Here is a 16,128-nt window from a genome sequence, read left to right as displayed (position 1 = left end):
CTCTTAGCTTTGCGCGAAGTAGCGTTGCAGGAATTCGTCGAAGGAAATCGCGTCGCTGGCTTCGATGCGTTGTTGCTCGGCCAGGGACTGCTCCGCTTGCCGGCGGAACGCGGCCTCCCGTTCGGCGGTCATGGGGTCGGCGCGGTATTGCTCGGCGTGCCCGCGCGACAAGCGCTGGGCGAAGGCGCCGAAGCAATCGCCGGAGCCGCGCATTTGCTCCAGCACCTGGGCCGAAGGCGTCAGCTCCGCGTCGCGGATTTTGTCCCTCTGTTGCGCCAGGCTGGCCGAATAGGGCCGCTCCGGCCGGCCTTGATCCAGCAAGTCGCAAATGCCGGCCATGGACGCGGCGATTTCCTCCGCCCAGGCTTGCAGGCCCAGGGGCGCGCCGTCGCGCCGCAATTGCAGGCCCGGCTGCCGGCCGGACACCGCCACCGCCTGCATATTGGCGTTGGCGGCGACGCGCTCCTCTTCGCTGAACGGCACGCTGGGCTCCAGCAGGCAATACAGCATGAAGGCTTCGAGGAAGCGCAGCTCCGTCAGGTCGATGCCGGCCGGGTGGAACGGGCTGAGGTCCACCGAGCGCAGCTCCACATAACGGATGCCGCGCTTTTTCAGCGCCAGGGTGGGCTTTTCGCCGGACAGGGTGATTTGCTTCGGCCGCACCGAGTTGTAGTACTCGTTTTCGATTTGCAGCACGTTGGCGTTGAGCTGACGGTACTCGCCGCCCACCTTCACGCCGATGCGTTCGTAGTCCGGGCTGGGCGTGGCGATGGCGCGGCTGAGGGTGTCCACGTACTCGGCCAGGCTGTTGAAGGAAATGCGCAAGCCCGCCTGGTTGTTGTTCTTGTAGCCGATGTCGCTCATGCGCAGCGAGGTGGCGTAGGGCTTGTACAGCGTGCAGTCGTCGAATTGCTCGAACTGGTCGACCAAGCTTTCCCGGCCGGTGAAAAACTCCCGGCAAATGCCCGGCGAGGCGCCGAACAGATACAGCACCAGCCAGCCGTGGCGCAGGATATTGCGGATCATGCCGAAATAGGCGTCCGCGATGAATGCCTGCGCCGGCCGCGTGTCGCCGGCCAGCTCCTGCAGCACCGGCCACAGCTTTTCCGGCACCGAGTAATTGAAATGGATGCCGGCGATGGCCTGCATGGTGCGGCCGTAGCGGTAGGCCAGCCCCAGCCGGTAGACGTATTTCATGCGGCCGATGTTGGAATCGCCGTAACGGGCGATGGGAATGCTGTCGTCGCCGTCGATGCCGCAGGGCATGCTGCTGCCCAACAGGATTTCGCCGTCCAGGTTGGCGTGGACGAACCGGTGCACGTCGTCCAGATAGGCCAGGGTGTCGGCCGGATCCTGGAACGGCGGGGTGATCAGCTCCAGCAGGGCCTCGGAGTAATCGGTGGTGATTTCCGGATGGGTCAGGGCCGAGCCCAGGGCCAGGGGGTGCGGCGTCCGGGCGATCATGCCGTCCGGCCCGATGCGCAGGCTTTCCTTTTCCAGTCCTTTAAGGCCGGCGCTTAACAGGGCCTGCTGTCCGCCCTCGGCCAGCCGGCCGAGCAGGGTATTGATCGCTGCACTCAAATTGGGAATCCTTCGGTGTAGCCGGAACGGCTATGGCCCGCGCCGAAGGGCGGGCAAGAAGCGGGCATTATAGGTGGAAGGGCGACATAGGCGCTAGCCGGGGCGGGGAGAACCGGCGCGACCCATCCGCCGTGTTGTCCCCGCCCCGATTTCGGCCGACGCGGCGATATTCCCGGCAACGCCGGATGCGAAGGAAACGCTGCCGACTATTGGTGCCTCCTTTCGTGGGCCGCGCTTGCCGGTAACTAGAAGTGGAATTAAATGTGGCGACATTAAGCCGGTACTCTATGGCAGTCTAGGTTGCGTTTCATTTTTTGGCGGGCGGCATATGATTGGCAAAAAATACAAGGTACCCGCCGAGTTGTGGGAAAAGCTGGCGCCGGGCAAATCCCATCATACCTATGTTGGCGATATCCAGTTGAAGGACGGCACGGTTTACCGGACGTTTTATTTCGATTTCACCGGCGAAATCCTGGGCGAGGTGGTGGGAGGCCAGGACGGTATTTCCATGGCGAATGTGGATTTCGACGACAGGGAGATTGTTGCGGTGCGTCGTTTTCGCAAGGCGGATCTGGAAGATCGTTCCGCCCGCCATAGCCGGTTTTATATGTTCTACCGGCGAATTTACGGCTTTTTCAGGAAATGGCGCTGCCGGCTGCTGCGCAAGCGGCGATGATCGAGGCGGCGGCATTTGCTGCGCCGTACCATGGCGCGGATTTTTAAAAGAGGGGTAATACGTTGATTTATCAGGGCGGTTGTCATTGCGGTGCGATTCGATTCGAGGTCGATGCACCGGAGGCGGTGGAGGTGGAGGATTGCAATTGTTCCATTTGCCGCATGACGGGGTTTTTGCATTTGATCGTGCCGAAGTCGAAGTTCCTGCTCCTATCGGGCGAGGACGCCATCGCCACTTACCGCTTCAATACCGGGGTGGCGCAGCATACCTTCTGTAAGGTGTGCGGCATCAAGCCTTTTTACATTCCCCGTTCCAATCCGGACGGCGTGGATGTGAACCTGCGGTGCTTAATGAGTCCACCGGAATCGGTAAAAGTGGTGGATTTCGACGGGGAGAATTGGGAGCTTAATGCTCAGAGGTTGGCACATAAAAGCCAATAGCAGTGCGTTCCGTCAACAGGCCGCGCCATTGTTCAGCTTTTAGGCGGTGTTGGCGCCGGTCTGTCGTGGCTGGGCTTTAAAGCAACTTTACCAGCGTGGCGATTACGGCTGCTTGAGCGATCAACGCACCGGTCATCCATTTGATTAGGTCGACTTTGAGGTCGCGTGTTTCTTTGTGTAATTCGGCGCGTAAGTCCGCGACGGCCAATTTGATGTCATCCTTGGTGGCGAGTTCAAGCGCGCTGGATTGCAGGGCTTCGGTTAGTGCTTCGACTTCCGCCTTGGCTTGCGCGTGTGGGACACCGGCCGCCGTGAGGTGCTCGACGAATTTGAGAGTATCGAATGTGATGGCAGCCATGGCCAAATTCCTCATGAGCGTGTGTACGAACTTTCCGAAGGCATTGTAGCGCAGCGATAGGTAATGTTGCGTCGTGATCGGTTGCCCTTCATGGCAGGGTCTTCAGCCATTGTCCCAGCTCCTGGACTGCCCGTTCCACCGCCGCGGCGTAGGCGGTGACGGCGCCTTTGGCGTCGGGGCTGGGGCAGGGTAGGGCGTAGCGAAACGGGCGTTCGTCGACGGGTTTGCCGTCGGCGGTTTCGGCGCTCGCTTGGAGATGGAGCACGACGCGGGCGGCGGCGGGGCTGTCGAACACTTGTTCGAAGTCGGTCAGCGTCAACCGCAGCCGGTAGGGCGTGTCCGCCGCGGCGGCGCGCAGGCGTTGCGCCAGCAGGGCCGGGGGCGGGGCCAGCCAGGCGTCCAGGGCGTAGGCGCGCACCAGGGTGGGGTCGTCGTGCAGCAGGCGGTAACGCAGGCGGTCGCTGCGCAGCCAGGGCGGCGCGTCTACGGCGACGGCGTTGGCGGCGGCGCCCGCCGATGCCGGCGCCGGGCCGAAGTCGTGCAGCGACGGCGCCGGCGGGCGGGCGGGGTAGAGGCTGCAGGCGGCCAGGACGATGGGGAATACCGTGGCGGCCAAAAGCGTTCTTGCGGAGGTTTTTCCCTTCCCTGTACTCATCGGGTTTCCTTGTAGCCCGGTTCGCCGGGGCCGGGCGCGGCCACCGGCGGGCCTAGCAGCAGCGCTTGCGGGTCTTGGTCTATTTGGGCGGAGAGTTTTTTCACCTGGGCGGCGGCGGTTTGCAGTTCTTCCAGGGTGGCGTTGAGGCGCGGCAGGGTGGTTTTCGCCAAGCCGTCGCCGGCGTCGCCGAGGCCGCGCAGGCGTTGCACCGTGTCGCGCATGTCGCCGGCCAGTTGGTCGATGCTGCCCAGGACGCGGCGCGCGTCGCCGCTGACGGCGGGCAGTTCCGCCAGGGTTCGGTCCAGGCGGCCGGTGACCGCTTCCAGGTTGCGCAGGATCTGGCCCAGGCGGTCACGGTTGTCGTCGCCCAGCACGTCGTTGACGCGGGCCATCAGTTGCTGCGCCTGGCCGAGCAGGTCTTGGCCGGAGTTGGTCAGCATGTCCACCAGCGACGGGCGCAGCGGGATCACGGCCGGGTTTTTCCGGCTGGTCGGCAGGGGCTGCGCCGCGCCCGCGTCGTTGTCCAACTCGATTTGCGCCAGGCCGGTCAGGGGTTGCAGGCGCAGCCGCGCGAAGGTGGCGGTGCTGATGGGGATGCCTTTGTTCAGTTCCACCAGGACTTGAATGGTGCGTGAGTCGAGCGGGTCGAAGCCCATGCCGGCGACTTTGCCGGCGGCCACGCCGCGGTAGTAGACGGTGGATTCGGGCTTGAGGCCGGATACGGCGCTTTGGGTGGTGACCATGTAGGTATCTTTCTTTTCGCCGTATTGGCCCAGCCACCAGGCGACCAGCACCAGGGCGCCGCCCAGGATCAGCACGAACAGGCCGGTCAGGAGGGCGTAGGATTCGCGGCCCATGTCAGGCTTCCCCTTTAAAAGTGCGCTGGGCGCGTTTGCCGTGGAAATACCGCCGTACGAACGGGTGCCGGCTGGCGCGTATCTCTTCCAGCGTGCCGGCCGCCACCAGGCGGCGGTCGGCCAGCACCGCCAGCTGGGTGCATAAGTCGCTCAAGGTGTGCAAATCGTGGCTGATCATGACGACGGTAAAGCCCAGTTCCTGATGCAGTTCGCCCAACAGGGAGACGAATTCGTCGCTGAGGATGGGGTCCAGGCCGGAGGTGGGCTCGTCCAAAAACAACAGTTCCGGTTCCATTATCAAGGCGCGCGCCAAGGCGACGCGCCGCACCATGCCGCCGGACAGTTCCGCCGGCATCAGCGTGGCGTCCTCGGCTTTCAGCCCCACCATGGACAGTTTCATGCTTACCAGGTCGCGAATCAAGGCTTCGTCCAGGCAGCGCAGCTCGCGCAGGGGAAAGGCGATGTTGTCGAACACGCTCAAGGCGCTGAACAGGGCGCCGCTTTGGAACAGCACGCCGAAGCGGTTGCGCAATTGCTGGCGGCGTGCGCGGCCCGCCTGGTGCAGGGCCTCGCCGAACACGTAGACCTGGCCTTGCGTCGGCGTTTGCAGGCCGATCATTTCGCGCATGAGCACGGTTTTGCCGCTGCCGGAAATGCCCACCAGGCCCAGGATGCCGCCCCGCTGCAGGCTGAGGCTGATGTCCTCGTGGATGACCGTGTCGCCGAAGCGCGTCCACACGTGCTCCACGCGGATGATGGCGTCGCTCATTGCAGGCCCAGGCCGACGTTGCGGAACAGGATGGCGAACACGGCGTCCACCAGGATCACCAGGGTGATGGAAGCCACCACCGAGTTGGTGGTCTCGTTGCCCAGGCTTTCCGTGTCCGGCTTGATGCGCAGGCCGAAATGGCAGGCCACCAGGGCGATGAGCAGGCCGAAGACGGCGCCTTTGCCGAGGCCGATGGCGAAATTGGCCACCGGCACGGAGGTAGGCAGTTTCTGCACGAATTGCTGCAGGCCGATGTCCAGTTCCAGCTTGGCGGTCATGGCGCCGCCCAGCAGGCCGAGGATGTCGGTCCACACCACCAGCAGGGGCAGGGCGATAATCAGGGCGACGACCTTGGGCAGGATGATGCGCAGGGATTGGGAAATGCCCATGGCGGCCAGCACGTCCAGCTCCTGGGTGATGCGCATGACGCCGATGCGCGCCGTCATGGCGGAGCCGGAGCGGCCCGCCACCAAGATGGCCGCCAGCAGGGGGCCCAGTTCGCGGATGATGCTCATGCCGAGGATGTTGACGATGTAGATTTGCGCGCCCAGGGTTTGCAGTTGCAGGGCCGACAAATAGCTGACCACCAAACCGATGAGAAATCCGACCAGGGCGGTAATGCCCAGCGCCCGTCCGCCGGTTTCGTGGATGGTGGCGGAAATCTCCCGCCAGGGGATGTCGCCGGGATGGCGGAACAAATAGGCCATGTCCAGCAGCAACTGGCCGAGCAGGGTGGTCCATGATAGGACGTGGTCGAAGAAGCGGTGCAGGATGCCGGCCAAGCGCTTTAGCCAGGGGAGCGGCCGGCGCGGCGGCGGCAGGGCGCGGATGGCGCGTTGTTGCCAGCGCTGGAATTGCCGGCGGTGCTCAGGGAGGAGGCGTATGCGCGCGGGCAGCTTTTCGCCCCAGGATTGCCACAGGATGAATGCGCCGGCGCTGTCCAGCGCCTCGACGTCGCCCAAGTCCCATGTCAGGCCGCCGTCCGCGGCGTAACCGTCCAGCTGCCGCCGCAAGTCCGGGGCCAGAGCGAGGCCGCGCAGGTTCCACAAGCCTCGCAGCGTGACGAGGCGGCCGCTTTCGTCGGGGCGGACGTCGATACGGGGCCGATGGTTGGCTGCGGTGGATTCGGGCGGCATGGGCGGGAGGAATGGGGCCTGGACGCGGAGATGGATGCTAGAGGGAAATGGCCGGGCCTTCCAGCGTTTTCGATGCGTACATTTTCTGATCGGCGCGTTGCAACAGCGTTTCCACGCGCTCGAAGTTTTTCGGGCCGGTTTCCGCGACGCCGATGCTCAACGACACGTTGGGGTGTTGGCCGGCCAGCTCTGCCAGGACGCGTTCGCAGTAGTTGTTTGCGGCGGCCAGCGAGGTGTTGGGCAGGATCACGCAGAATTCGTCGCCGCCGTGGCGGGTGACGAAATCGGTTTCCCTGGCGCAATGCGTCAAAGCGCTGGCGACGCCCTGCAGCACCTGGTCGCCGGCCAGGTGGCCTTGCGTATCGTTGATGCATTTGAATTTGTCCACGTCCACGAAAACCAGGCTAAGGGGAATGGCTTCCCGTTCGGCCCGCTTCAGTTCGCGGCGCAGGGCGCAATGCAGCGTGCGATGGTTGTATAGGCCGGTGAGGCTGTCGTGGGTGGACAGCCGCTCCAGTTCCTGGGTGCGTTCCGCGACCTTGGCTTCCAGCCCCAGGGCATAGGTTTCCGCGCGCTGCACCGCCACTTCCACTTCGGCCACGAGGCTGCGGATGTAGGTATCGAACACCAGGGTGACGTCGAAATGCAGGATTTTTCGCAACGCCTGCAGCGTCGCCAGGGTGACCGCCTGGTTCTGGCTGTGGGCGGCGATGTATTTCCACAGGATGTCGCTCAGCGTGTCTATGCCGGACAAATACAGCTTGGGTTTCACGCCGATGCGCTTATGCACCAGGCCGATGCGCAAACGGTCGTTGATGTATTCCATGTCGATGACGCCGCTGAACAAGTTGGACACGTAGCCGCATTGGGCCATGCGCAGGCGGCGCATGGTGTCCAGGTCGCCGATCAGCAAGGCGATTTCGTCGATTTGGGTCTGCCGTTCGTAGAATTCGTCGACGATGGCTTCCAGGTTGTTGTCGATGGCCTGTTTGGCCGAGTAGAGCAGGTGCAGGTCGCCGTCGGTCAGCCCCAGCAGCTTGCGCCTGCGGGCGATGGAGATATCCGTTATGCGCATTTGTTCCGACAGGGTTCTCTCGGTGGCTCTCATGGGCGCGCTTCCAAGTCGGTTCTCGATGATGGCTTTTCGGCAAGGATAGGTGCCGCGCCGGCGTAGAACAAGGCGTGAGCCCGGGTTTGTCTGTGAGCTAGTCGATGAAAATGGCCGCTAAAACTTGCTTTGACCACCCCTGTGAGGGTAAGGTTATCGATGTTCCAACTAGTTCCAGGTTCGACAACGCATGGCGAAATCGCCCCTGCATTCCTCCAATAACGATTTAACGGTCGGCGCTTCCAACCCCGGCCTCTCCCGCCGCAAGTTCCTCGGGACGCTGGCGGCCGGTATTGCGGGTTCTCTGCTGCTCTCTCCCGAAGAGGTGTACGCCAAGGCTTTTGGTGAAAGGCGCCAGTTGTCCTTTCTGAATTTGCACACCAACGAGCAGTTCAAAGTGGTGTGCTGCCCGGATCGTCGTCCGGACGCCACGACCCTGCATCGTTTCAACGAGTTTCTCCGCGATCACCGCACCGATCAGATCCATACCATGGACGCGGGGTTGCTGGACATTCTCACCGCCGTTACCGCGCTCACCAATTCGCGGGGCACGGTGCAAGTGGTGTGCGGCTATCGTTCGCCCGAGACCAACGCCTTTCTGCATCAGCGCGGCGTGGGCGTGGCGGAAAACAGCCTGCACATGGTCGGCAAGGCCATCGACATCCGGCTGAGCGACGTGAGCAGCAAGATGATCCAGCGCGCCGGCATCGCCCTGCAGCGGGGCGGCGTGGGGTATTACCGCCAATCGGATTTCGTTCACTTGGATACCGGCCGCTTCCGTACCTGGTAGCGCCGTTTTTCCCGGCAATCGCGGGGCTGAATCCTCCTACACCGTAGGAAGGTTTCAGCCCCGCCGCTTTTAGAGCAGCTTCAGCAGTTTGGTGTCCTGCCCGTAGATATCGGGGTAAAACTGCACTTGGCCTTGTTCGTCGGCCAGGGCCGTGGTGTAGAAGATATACACGGGAACCGCCGCCCCCAGGCGCAGGGTGAAGGATTTGTCTCCCTTCATGGAGCTTTCGATGCGTTCCTTGTCCCAGCCGTCCTGCTTCTTCAGCACGAATTCAGCCAGGCTCGCCGGGTCTTCCACGCGGATGCAGCCATGGCTGAAATCCCGCCGCGTGCGTAAAAACAGCCGCTGTTGCGGCGTGCCGTGCAGGTAGACGCTGTTCATATTGGGAAACACGAATTTGATCGGTCCCAGGGCGTTCTTGGCGCCGGGCCGCTGCCGCAAGCGCAGCTTGCCGCCGTACACCGCTTCGATGTTTTCCGCGCTGGCCTCCAGCGCGCCGCCTTCGGCCGCGCCATAGGCGTCGACGATTTCCATGTCGTTCTTTTCGATGTAGCCGCCGTCCCGCTCGATCAGCGGCACCAGTTCTTTGCGCGCGATGCTGTAAGGCACGTTCCAGTAGGGGCGGAATACCAGGTACAGCATGTCGGCCTGGAACACCGGCGTGTTGCGGGTGTCGATGGCTTGGCCGACGATGACGTTCATGCCGATGTCGGGCTTGGCCAGGTTAGGCGAGCCGGTGCTGAAGCCGTACAACCGGAACGAAGGCACGTTGACCACCAGGAAAGTGCCGTCGTGCTTGTCCGGCAGCCAGCGCAGCCGCTCCATGCCCAGGCGCAGTTGATCCAGCCGGTTGGCGGGGGTCATGTTCAGCTGCAGCAGGGTTTGGCCGCCGACCACGGCGTCGGGTTCCAGGCCATGGTGGGTTTGAAAACGGCGCACGGCGTCGGCGGTGGCCTCGTCGTACAGGTTGGCGTCGGCCGGCGGCTGGCCTTGCGGCAAATAGCCGTTGGCTTGCAGCAGGGCGCGCAAGGCCGGCACGCTGTCGCGCGTCTCTCCGGGGCGCAGGCCTTTCTTGGCCGGAGGTATCGGCGTGAACGCCGGGGTTTGCGCCGCTAGGGCGCGATATTGCCGCAATGCCGTCTTCAGGGTGCGATAGACCGCCGTGTCCGGTTCCAGCCGGTTCAATGCTTGGGCCGGCTCGGCGCTTTTCGACCATTCTTCCAGCAATGCCGTCCAGTCCAGCGGCGCCTTGGCCTGCAGCGCTATGCCCAGCTTGGCCTGGGCGGCGGCGTCGACCCGCCCCCGGTGCAGGTGATCGCCGAAGCGCATCAGCGCGCGGCTCAGGGCAATGTCGAAGGCGGTCCAGTTGGCGGCGGCGGAGGGCTTAGCCGCCAGCCAGGCTTGCAAGCGCGGGCCGTCGTAGTCGGCGGGCGTCAAACCTTGTTCATCGGCGTGCAGCAGGGCGTCCGTCAGGGCCAGCGCCTGGCTGGTCGGGGCGCCGCCGCGGCTCCACAGCGGTTGGAAGGCGCGCGCTTCGTAGAGTCGCCGCAGTTCGGCGGTAAACGGCGCGGCCGGGGCCCTTTCCAGGGTTTCCCGTAGCGGCAGGGATTGGGGGGCGTCTAGGTCGGATTCGGCGGTGGTGCCGTTGGCTCCGGCCATGGGCGGCAGGGCTAAGCCGAACAGCAGGGTTATGAGCAGTAGCGGGCGCAAGGCGGTATCCTGGTCCATGAGGGCTGATCGTGTTGGTGGAAAGGGTAGTCGAAAAAAACCGTGGCGTATGGTTCAGCGGTCGACGGCTGCGTCCCGCAGCCAGGCGGCGGCTCCGGCGCCGGCAACCCGGCCGCTGGCGAAGCAGGCGGTGAGCAGGTAGCCGCCGGTGGGCGCCTCCCAGTCCAGCATTTCGCCGGCACAGAACACGCCGGGCAGGGCGCGGATCATCAACCGTTCGTCCAAAGCCTCGAACGCCACGCCGCCCGCGGTGCTGATGGCTTCGTCGATGGGGCGGGGGGCGATCAGTTTCAGCGGCAGCGCCTTGATGCCCTGGGCCAGGCGCTCGGGATCGGCGTAGGCTTCGGCGGGCAGCAGTTCGCGCAACAGGGCCGCTTTGGCGCCTTCGATGCCGGCGCGGCGCTGCAAGTGGTTGGCCATGGACAGCTTGCCCTGCGGTTGCGACAAGCCGTCAATCAGCCGCTGCAGGTCGCGGTCCGGCGCCAGGTCCAGGTGAATCAAGGCAAAGCCTTGGGCGGCGATTTGCTCGCGCAAGGGGGCCGATACGGCGTAAACGAGGCTGCCCTCCACGCCGTTGGCGGTGACGACGAACTCCCCCTGACGGCGCGCCGGCTCGCCGTTTTCGTCCGTATAGGTCAGGGCCACGGGCTTGACCGGCCGGCCGGCGTGGCGTTCGCGCATATGCTCGCTCCAGCCGGTGTCGAAGCCGCAATTGGCCGGCCGCAGCGCTTCCACCCGCACGCCGCGCTGGGCCAGCAGCGGCGCCCAGGCGCCGTTGGAACCCAGCCGCGCCCAGCTGCCGCCGCCCATGGCCAGCACCAGGGCGTCGGCGTGGGCCGTGTGCATGCCTTGCGGCGTGGCGAAGCGCAGGGCGCCGTTTTCCTCCCAGCCGCGCCAGCTGTGCCGGGCGTGGATATTCACGCCGGCTTGGCGCAGGCGGTGCAGCCACGCGCGCAGCAGCGGCGCGGACTTCATTTCGCTGGGAAACACCCGCCCGGAGCTGCCGACGAAAGTGTCCACCCCCAGGCTGGCGGCCCATTGGCGCAAGTCGTCCGGGCCGAACTGCGCCAGCAGCGGCTCGATGCACTCGCGGCGCGAGCCGTAGCGCGCCAGGAACGGCTCCAGCGGCTCGGAATGGGTCAGGTTCAAGCCGCCCTTGCCCGCCAGCAAAAATTTACGCCCGACGGAGGCCATGGCGTCGTAGAGATCGACGCGCATTCCGGCTTCTACGGCGGCTTCCGCCGCCATGAGTCCGGCGGGGCCACCGCCGACGATGGCGATTGCTGAAAGGGATCGGTTATCGGAGGGCATGGGTTATTCGGCGCCGGTTAGGGGGCTGTGGGTCGGTACGGGCGGCGTCTAGCGGCGGCCCGCGTTTTCGGCATAGAGCTTGTCCACCAGCGCCTTGAACCAATGGGGCCGGGCCAGCACGATGTAGAACCCCAGCAGGGAGGTGGTCGGTATCGGACCGATGCCGAGGATGGCGAGCACGCTCAGGGCGATAAGGCACTTGCCGCGGGTGGTCATGGCGGGCGGCGCGCTATGCCTCGGAGTCGTCTTCGAAGCCGCCGTCGGCTGCTGCAGGGCGATCCTCGTCGCGCTCTTCTTGGGGCGGCGGCGACGCTTCCGCGCCCGGCGGCGTTTCGGCTTGCAACAGCGCCACTGCGGCGGCGGTATCGGTCGCTTCATCGGCGCAAATGGCTTCGATTTCCCGCAGGTCGTCGATCAAGCTGGCGTAGTCCTCCATGGTGAGGATCACGGCGGTGCGCTGGCCGTTGGCGTCGGTGATGAATTGCGCATTCATTGTGAAGCTTCCTGTGTGTGCATACGGCCCCCACTTGCGGGCGGCTTGGGCTTGCGGATGGCGATTATTACGCCCTTGGCCGCTTTGCCGCAACCACGGCGGTTGCGGATCAGCCCCGCTCGACGGGGGGAGGGGTGTCGTCCGCAGCAAACGAAACCAGCACCTTGTCCACCCGGTTGCCGTCCATGTCGACCACTTCGAAGCGCAGGTTTTCATGGTGGAAGTGATCCGCCGCCTTCGGCACCCGTCCCAGTTGCGACATGACGAAGCCGCCCAGGGTGTGGAATTCGTCGGAGTCCTCGCCGGGGAATTCGTCCAGGTCGAACAGCTTTTTCAGCTTGTTCAGGGCGATGGCGCCGTCGATCAGCCAGGAGCCGTCTTCCCGTCGCACTATCTCCGGCTTGTCGACCGACTCCGGCGTGGGGATGTCGCCGACGATGGCTTCCATGACATCCTGCAGGGTCACCAGGCCCTCGATTTCGCCGTATTCGTCCACCACCAGGGCCATGTGTACCTGGCTGCGCTTGAATACCTCCAGCAGCTGCGTCAGCGACAGGGTCAGGGGGGCGTAAATCGGCTGCTTGACGGCGGAGATCAGGTTGAGGGACTCGCCGTTCAGGACCCGGTTCAAAATATCCTTGGCCTGCACCATGCCGACGACGTGTTCGAACCGCCCCCGGCATACCGGGAAGCGGGAGTAGCTGCTACGGGCGAGCTTGGCGCGCACCGCCTCCGCGGGCTCGTTTACGTCGAGGAAAACGATGTCGTTGCGCGGCGTCATGATGGATTCGATCTTCCGATCGTGCAGGTGGAAGATGTTGGCGATCCATTCGTGTTCGGTGTGCTCGAACACGCCTTCCTCCGCGCCTTGTTCCATCAAGACCTTGATTTCTTCCTCGGTGATGGACGGCTCCGGCCGGTGTTTCCCGCCCACCAATCGCAGGATCAGCTCGGTGGAAACGCTCAGCAGCTTGACCAGGGGGTAGGCCGACACCGCCAGCAGGCGCATGGGTTTGGCCATGAACGACGCGATGCGCTCCGGCCTGCGCATGGCCAGCCGCTTCGGCACCAGTTCGCCGACGATGAGGGAGACGTAGGTAATGGCCAGCACCATGCACACCAGGGACAGCGGCTTGGCGTAGGGCGACAGTTCCGGTACGGTCGCGAAATAGGTTTGCAGCTTTTCGGCGATGGCGCTTTCGCCGAAAGCGCCGTTGAGTATGCCGATGAGGGTGATGCCCACTTGGATGGTAGAAAGGAACTGGGTCGGGTCCTGCGCCAGCGCCAGGGCCGCCTTGGCGCCGGAATTGCCCTCTTCGGCCCAGTGCTGCAGCCGGCTTTTGCGGGCCGACACGACGGCGATCTCCGACATGGCGAACACGCCGTTGAGCAGGATGAGTATGGCGATCAGCAGGATGTCCATGGCGGTTACGCTTGCCCGTCCATCAGCCGCCCTTGGCCGCCGCCGCTTGCTTCAGCTTCATCAAGGCGTACACCGTTTCCAAATGCGGCGCCGCCGCTCCGACTTCCTGTCCGGCGCGCACGGCGTTGCCGAGGATGGCCTCGGTTTCCAGCGGCCGGCCGGCTTCGAAATCCACCAGCATGCTGGTTTTGTAGGGCGGCATTTTCAGCGTGCTATGGATGCTTTTGTCGACGAGCGTTTCCGGCAGGGGATGGCCCACGGCGGCGGCGATGGCGCAAACCTCCTGCATCAGGGTGCGGATGAAGGCTTCCTGGTGGGCGAGGATGTCGCCGGTGTTGAGGCCGCACAGTACGGACACCGGGTTGAAGGCGGCGTTCCACACGCACTTCTGCCAGCGGGCGGTGCCGATATTGTCGGTGGCGACGCATTTCACGCCGGCTGCTTGGTACGCCTCGGCCAGCAAGCGGGTTTTCTCCGACACGCCGTGGGGATAGGACCCCAGCGACAGGTTGCCGTAGGCCTCGTGGTGGATGCGGCCGGGGGCGATGCGGGTGACGCCGATGAAGGCCAGGCCGCTGATGATTTCGTTGTCCGGAAAGGCTTCGGCCACTTCCCGCTCCACGTCGATGCCGTTGGACACCAGCACGATGGCCGTTTCGGGGCCGACGGCGTCCCGCAGCAGACCGATGCGGTCCGCGCCTTCCACCACCTTGATGCACAGCATGACGTAGTCGGGCTTGATGGCGGCGCCGCTTTCCGGGTCCACCAACTCCGCCGCATGGCGCACCACCTGCTTGGGCTGGAAGTGGAAATCGCCTTCCGTGGTGCTGAGGTGGATGCCGTGGTCGCGCACGTGGTCGTAGTCGGAACGGGCCAGCATGGAGACTTCGGCGCCGGATTGGGCCAGTTTGAAGCCGAAATAGCTGCCGACGGCGCCGGTGCCGATGACGAGAACTTTCATTGCGGGTTTTCCAAGTAGGTTTTCAGGAAAGGGATGGTCAGTTTACGCTGCGCCGCCAAGGTTGCGTGGTCCAGTCGCTCCAGCAGTCGCCACAGGGACGCCAGGTCGCGGGGGCAATGGGCCAGCAGGTATTGCCCCACCGCCGGGGTGATTTCCATGCCCAACTGGCGGGCCCGTCCGCTTACGGCCGCCAGCTTGTCGTCGTCGTCCAAGGGGTGCAGCCGCAGGGTGAGCCCCCAGGCCAGGCGCGAACGCAGATCCGGCAAGTCCACGGCGATCCCCGCCGGGGCCGCGTCGGCGGCGGCGACCAAGCGCTTGCCGCCGTCGCGCAGGCGGTTGAAGAGGTGGAACAGGGCTTGTTCCCAGGCGGCGTCGCCGGCCACCGCCTGGATGTCGTCCAGGCACAGCACATCCATCTGCTCCATGCCTTCCAGCAACGCCGGCCCATACCGGCGCAGTTCCGCCAGGGGCAAATAGGCGCTGCGCCTATCCGTCGCTTCCGCCGCCTGGCAGCAGGCGTTGAGCAAGTGCGTCTTGCCCAGTCCCGTTTCGCCCCACAAATACACCAGCGCTTCGCCGCCGCCCTCGGCGCAGTGCCGCAAGGCCGCCAGCGCCGCGCCGTTGGGGCCGGCCACGTAGGCGGCGAAGCTTTGCTCCGGGTTGACGTGCAGTTGCAGCGGGATTTGGCGGGGCACGGAGGAAGCGGTTCAGCCTGCCGCTTGCGGGCGCGCTTGCTTGAGCGCTTGGGCCATGAGGGCCAGGCGTTTGCCGAAGGCCTTGCACAGCTGCTTTTCTTCGTCGCTCAGCTGATCGCTGCCGGACACGGCCAAGCGGCTGGGGCCGTAGGGCGTGCCGCCGGTGGTGGTTTTCTGCAGGGCCTGCTCCTGGCTGGGCAGGCCGACGATCACCATGCCCAGGTGCAGCAAGGGCACCATCATGCTGAGCAGGGTGGATTCCTGGCCGCCGTGCATGGAGCCGGTGGAGGTGAACACGCCGGCCGGCTTGCCCGCCAGGGCGCCGGAAAACCACAGGCTGCTGGCGTTGTCGATGAAATACTTCATGGGGGCGGCCATGTTGCCGAAATGGGTGGGGCTGCCCAGAGCCAGGCCGTCGCAGTTCTTCATGTCGTCCAGGGTGCAGTACGGCGCACCTTCGTCGGGAACGGCCGGGGCGGTGGCTTCGCATACGGAAGATACGGGCGGCACGGTGCGCAGCTTGGCCTGGCAGCCGGGCACTTCTTCCACGCCGCGGGCGATCATGTTGGCCAGTTCGCTGGTGCCGCCGTAGCGGCTGTAATAGACGATGAGAATGTCGGTCATGAAGCTTTTCGATGGTTGATAAAACGGACGTAGGAGCGGCCCGTGGCCGCGACGTTCTCCCCGAGAGCCGTCGCGGCCACGGGCCGCTCCTACCAGGATGACTAGAGGATCGCCAGCACGTTTTCCGGCGGCCGGCCCACGGCGGCCTTGCCGTTGGCCAGTACGATGGGACGCTCGATGAGCACCGGGTTTTGCACCATGGCGTCGACGAGCGCGGCGCGGCTCAGGCCGGGGTCGTCCAGCTTCAGCTCGGCGTAAGGCGCTTCCTTCTTGCGCATCAGCTGGCGCGGCTCTTGTCCCAGCTTGGCCAGGATGCTCTCCAATTCTGCCGCACTGGGCGGGGTTTTCAGGTATTCGATCACCTGGGGTTCGATGCCTTTGTCCTGCAGCAGCTTCAAGGTCTCCCGCGATTTGCTGCAGCGCGGGTTGTGGTAGATGGTGACGGACATGGTCGGTTCTCTTTGGGTTGGGGCGCCGAAAAAACGGATGGGGGCTGGTGCGGCGGATGCGCCGGCCCGGCGCG

At 64.7% G+C, this 16,128-nt stretch carries 19 protein-coding genes; 3 read left to right on the top strand and 16 right to left on the bottom strand.

The genetic code is table 11. The features are described 5' to 3' along the window. Positions 1-3 precede the first annotated feature (3 nt). On the bottom strand, positions 4-1,581 hold the full coding sequence (gshA, locus tag K5607_RS13270) for a glutamate--cysteine ligase (protein ID WP_221047304.1): 1,578 nt from the start codon (positions 1,579-1,581) through the stop codon (positions 4-6). Between the two features lie 328 nt (positions 1,582-1,909). Here gshA and K5607_RS13265 point away from each other — a divergent pair, with 328 nt between their 5' ends. After that, a complete protein-coding gene (locus K5607_RS13265; protein ID WP_054774566.1) occupies positions 1,910-2,257 on the top strand; it encodes a hypothetical protein in 348 nt (115 codons plus the stop codon). A 62-nt stretch (positions 2,258-2,319) separates the two neighbouring features. Next, complete coding sequence (locus K5607_RS13260) at positions 2,320-2,697, top strand: GFA family protein (RefSeq protein ID WP_054774567.1); 378 nt, start codon at positions 2,320-2,322, stop codon at positions 2,695-2,697. Between the two features lie 76 nt (positions 2,698-2,773). On the opposite strand, the gene K5607_RS13255 is transcribed toward K5607_RS13260, so the two are convergent. From K5607_RS13255 to K5607_RS13230, 6 genes are all read right to left on the bottom strand, one after another. After that, positions 2,774-3,055 (bottom strand): CCDC90 family protein, encoded by a 282-nt coding sequence (locus tag K5607_RS13255; RefSeq protein ID WP_054774569.1) that lies wholly within the window; start codon positions 3,053-3,055, stop codon positions 2,774-2,776. Between the two features lie 88 nt (positions 3,056-3,143). Continuing rightward, complete coding sequence (locus K5607_RS13250; protein WP_221047303.1) at positions 3,144-3,710, bottom strand: ABC-type transport auxiliary lipoprotein family protein; 567 nt, start codon at positions 3,708-3,710, stop codon at positions 3,144-3,146. Next, positions 3,707-4,567 carry an MlaD family protein gene (locus K5607_RS13245; RefSeq protein WP_221047302.1) on the bottom strand — a complete coding sequence of 287 codons (861 nt, stop codon included), beginning with the start codon at positions 4,565-4,567 and terminating at the stop codon, positions 3,707-3,709. The genes K5607_RS13250 and K5607_RS13245 overlap by 4 nt, the downstream gene beginning before the upstream one ends. Before the next feature lies 1 nt (position 4,568). Beyond that, entirely contained in the window at positions 4,569-5,336 is a 768-nt protein-coding gene (locus K5607_RS13240) for an ABC transporter ATP-binding protein (protein ID WP_221047301.1), read from the bottom strand. After that, on the bottom strand, positions 5,333-6,472 hold the full coding sequence (locus K5607_RS13235; RefSeq protein ID WP_054773968.1) for an MlaE family ABC transporter permease: 1,140 nt from the start codon (positions 6,470-6,472) through the stop codon (positions 5,333-5,335). Before K5607_RS13235 ends, K5607_RS13240 begins: the two co-directional genes overlap by 4 nt. 37 nt (positions 6,473-6,509) lie before the next feature. Further along, complete coding sequence (locus K5607_RS13230) at positions 6,510-7,580, bottom strand: GGDEF domain-containing protein (protein ID WP_221047300.1); 1,071 nt, start codon at positions 7,578-7,580, stop codon at positions 6,510-6,512. 190 nt (positions 7,581-7,770) lie between these two features. Here K5607_RS13230 and K5607_RS13225 point away from each other — a divergent pair, with 190 nt between their 5' ends. Continuing rightward, the gene (locus K5607_RS13225; protein WP_054773971.1) at positions 7,771-8,370 is read left to right on the top strand and encodes a YcbK family protein; all 600 of its coding nucleotides are present in this window, start codon (positions 7,771-7,773) and stop codon (positions 8,368-8,370) included. 69 nt (positions 8,371-8,439) lie between these two features. On the opposite strand, the gene K5607_RS13220 is transcribed toward K5607_RS13225, so the two are convergent. The 9 genes from K5607_RS13220 to arsC all read right to left on the bottom strand — a co-directional run bounded on the left by K5607_RS13220 (position 8,440) and on the right by arsC (position 16,054). Then, on the bottom strand, positions 8,440-10,098 hold the full coding sequence (locus tag K5607_RS13220; RefSeq protein ID WP_221047299.1) for a L,D-transpeptidase family protein: 1,659 nt from the start codon (positions 10,096-10,098) through the stop codon (positions 8,440-8,442). A gap of 54 nt (positions 10,099-10,152) precedes the next feature. Continuing rightward, a complete protein-coding gene (locus K5607_RS13215; RefSeq protein WP_221047298.1) occupies positions 10,153-11,409 on the bottom strand; it encodes a TIGR03862 family flavoprotein in 1,257 nt (418 codons plus the stop codon). Positions 11,410-11,457: 48 nt separating this feature from the next. Further along, positions 11,458-11,625, bottom strand: a complete 168-nt coding sequence (locus tag K5607_RS13210; RefSeq protein ID WP_221047297.1) for a hypothetical protein — start codon at positions 11,623-11,625, stop codon at positions 11,458-11,460. A gap of 13 nt (positions 11,626-11,638) precedes the next feature. Further along, positions 11,639-11,902 (bottom strand): hypothetical protein, encoded by a 264-nt coding sequence (locus K5607_RS13205; RefSeq protein ID WP_221047296.1) that lies wholly within the window; start codon positions 11,900-11,902, stop codon positions 11,639-11,641. A gap of 109 nt (positions 11,903-12,011) precedes the next feature. Continuing rightward, positions 12,012-13,325 (bottom strand): hemolysin family protein, encoded by a 1,314-nt coding sequence (locus K5607_RS13200; RefSeq protein WP_221047295.1) that lies wholly within the window; start codon positions 13,323-13,325, stop codon positions 12,012-12,014. 22 nt (positions 13,326-13,347) lie between these two features. Next, positions 13,348-14,286 (bottom strand): ketopantoate reductase family protein, encoded by a 939-nt coding sequence (locus K5607_RS13195; RefSeq protein ID WP_221047294.1) that lies wholly within the window; start codon positions 14,284-14,286, stop codon positions 13,348-13,350. Continuing rightward, a complete protein-coding gene (gene hda, locus K5607_RS13190; protein ID WP_221047293.1) occupies positions 14,283-14,981 on the bottom strand; it encodes a DnaA regulatory inactivator Hda in 699 nt (232 codons plus the stop codon). Before hda ends, K5607_RS13195 begins: the two co-directional genes overlap by 4 nt. A 12-nt stretch (positions 14,982-14,993) precedes the next feature. Continuing rightward, complete coding sequence (gene wrbA / locus K5607_RS13185) at positions 14,994-15,605, bottom strand: NAD(P)H:quinone oxidoreductase (protein ID WP_221047292.1); 612 nt, start codon at positions 15,603-15,605, stop codon at positions 14,994-14,996. Between the two features lie 101 nt (positions 15,606-15,706). Continuing rightward, complete coding sequence (gene arsC, locus K5607_RS13180) at positions 15,707-16,054, bottom strand: arsenate reductase (glutaredoxin) (protein WP_054774526.1); 348 nt, start codon at positions 16,052-16,054, stop codon at positions 15,707-15,709. Between the last annotated feature and the right edge of the window lie 74 nt (positions 16,055-16,128).

Source organism: Methylogaea oryzae, from assembly GCF_019669985.1.
Lineage (GTDB): Bacteria > Pseudomonadota > Gammaproteobacteria > Methylococcales > Methylococcaceae > Methylogaea > Methylogaea oryzae.
The sequence above is the reverse complement of the archived record's forward strand: the minus strand, read 5'-3'. Positions and strand labels throughout refer to the sequence as shown.